Origin of the sequence: Pseudomonas sp. AU12215, from assembly GCF_001675465.2 — a bacterium.
Taxonomy (GTDB): domain Bacteria; phylum Pseudomonadota; class Gammaproteobacteria; order Pseudomonadales; family Pseudomonadaceae; genus Pseudomonas; species Pseudomonas nitroreducens.
Window position 1 is genome coordinate 1 of sequence record NZ_MACM02000134.1, and the last position, 2,523, is coordinate 2,523.

1 protein-coding gene is annotated in these 2,523 nt (G+C 59.0%); it reads right to left on the minus strand.

Going from position 1 to position 2,523, the window contains the following annotated elements; translation table 11 throughout:
• Positions 1-295 precede the first annotated feature (295 nt).
• Positions 296-1,312, minus strand: coding sequence for an IS30-like element IS1394 family transposase (locus A9513_RS17620; protein WP_032728035.1), 1,017 nt, complete (start codon positions 1,310-1,312; stop codon positions 296-298).
• Positions 1,313-2,523 lie beyond the last annotated feature (1,211 nt).

Genomic DNA, 2,523 nt, shown 5'->3' on the forward strand with positions numbered 1-2,523 from the left:
GTTTTACGAGTCCTACCGTCCTCCATCAGTCGTGCTGAAGCCTAAAGTGCCATAGCAACCAGAATAACCGAATGCGCCTGATAGGGCATCCGGCGGCCTTCTGGACGCTGAGAAAATCCACCGGCAGTTTATTGCCATCACTTGCTGCGTTTTTACACGGCCTGGGCCAGATGCGGACAGTGACCTAAGCTTAGCCGTCAAACGCAGGACAGCGGCAGCTGGAGGGGAGCGGTTATTCCGTTGGTTGGAATGCAAGACGGGGAGTAGGCGGTTGCAGAAGCTGAGTGCAACACGGTTACTGGATTGAAGCAGGTGCATCATGCTGCAACGCCACTACCTCTGTCATGACCTCAATCGGGCATTTCCAATTGAAGCGCTTGCGCGGTCGGATGTTCAGTTCGTAGGCAATGGCATCCAACTGCTCCTGGCTGTACACCGACAAGTCCGTGCCCTTGGGCAGGTACTGGCGGATCAGGCCGTTGATGTTCTCGTTGCTGCCGCGCTGCCAGGGGCTGTGTGGGTCGCAGAAGTAGATCGCCACACCGGTCTTCTGGGTGATTTCCGCGTGCCGCGCCATCTCTCGCCCCTGGTCGTAGGTCATGCTCTTGCGTACAGCCAGCGGCATGCGGTTCAGCGCCGCGCTGAAGCCCTCCACCGCCGAGGTCGCCGTCGCATCGTTCATCTTCGCCAGGATCAGGTAGCCGCTGGTACGCTCGACCAGGGTGGCTACCGCCGAGGCGTTGGCCTTGCCCTTGATCAGATCGCCCTCCCAGTGACCGGGCATCAGGCGGTCTTCGATCTCCGGTGGGCGTACGTGGATGCTGACCATGTCGGGGATCTGGCCACGTCGATCCACCCCGCCGGAGCGCGGCCGGCGGGTAGTCTTGCCCTGCCGCAGACAGATGATCAGCTCCTTGCGCAGCTCGCCGACCGGCAGGGCATAGATCGCGTTGTAGATTGTCTCGCGGCAGACGTAGGCGTCTTCGAAGCTTGGGGATTTCATGGTTCGCAGCTTGCCGGCAATCTGCTCGGGAGAAAAGCGCTGTCGCAGCAGGTGGGCGACCAGCTCGAACAACTCGTTGCCGGGCACCAGCCGTTTTGCGGGTCGACAGACCACGCGGCGTGTATGCATCAAGCGCTGGGCATCGTCTGCAACGTACTCGCCTTGAGCATTCCGGTTGCGCCGGATCTCACGGCTGACCGTCGAGGGGCTGCGGTTCATCAGCCGGGCAAGCCTGCGCTGGCTGAAGCCATTGCACAGGCCGATCTGGATCGTGACGCGCTCTGTGGCGCTGAGTTCGTGATAGGACATGGGGCAACACCTTACCGAAATGGTCGGGTGTTGCACTCAGTTTTTGCGGCCGCCGTGGCATTAAATCCTGAACTGAAGAACTCTATAAGCTCGACTAGGCGCGCACCTCTACATCTGGCATGACCCAGCGCTATTTGAAAGCATCACTCCGAGCATGCTGCTCTTCTTTTGTCCACTTTGAAAACCAGGGGAGCTCTTCTACGAAACCATGCACTTCTCGCTGAGAGTAATAGCTAGCTCGTTGTCGGCGACCTTCCAGCAGTCGAGGGACTCGTGGACCGGACTCAGGAATACGGTGGTCTTAGGTCGAGTTTCCAGAGAGCCGCCACGTCGACCTTGAATCGCTTTGCTGCAGCTAAGGCGGCCTAGCCCCTTGGGGCAATGGATGTGTAACGGCAAAACAAACCGTTTGCGCACTGCCCCTTAGCCACTCAAGCGCTCCACGCGCGAACAACAGCTGAGTCTCGGTCTTCCCTAGCCCAAAAATCTCCGATTCGAACTCCGCTCTCTGGCTCTGGCCTCAGATGTTCGCGTGTGCCCTCCCGACTGCCCGGCGGCCTAGATGCGCGATCACGAACTGTACCGGATACACCAAATCAAGCTGTCGCATCGCTCCGCCGGCACGGAGACCATAACTGCTGGTGCGCGCATCGCTAACCGCAAGGCCAGGAGTCTGCGAGCCGTGTAGTTAATCAGGCCCCGAGCCCCGGCGCTGGACGATGCAAGTGACGCCAGAGCAAGCGCACAGCCCCCCTGCACAATCACTCCGTTCAGCAGCTCCTAATCGGGTCTATGCATGGTAACTTTGGCGGCGCCGAGAAGTAATAGCCATTTGCCTGTCTCAGGAGTGTCGGTCTGCTTGCCGCTGGAGAATACCCAAGGAGCGGGGACGCTTGCTCGTATCCAGGCTCATGGCCACTCACGAGGCTCCATCCCTAGAGTGGAATGGTCCAGGAATTTATCAGGATCGATATACACGCGTTGGTACGAGCCTCGACAGTTGCATCGCACTACCGGACTGGCCACCGCGATGTGGGTCGTCCATCCAGGAATGCATAGGGGTCTTCATGACAAACATCCGTCATGGTTCTACAGCGGCTTTCGCCGCCCTGGGTTCTACCCCATTTCCACGGACGGTTTGAAAAGGGCTGAAAACTTCAAATCTTGCCGGGCGACTCTACGACGCATTCGTGGGTTGTGAAACCGCTCGA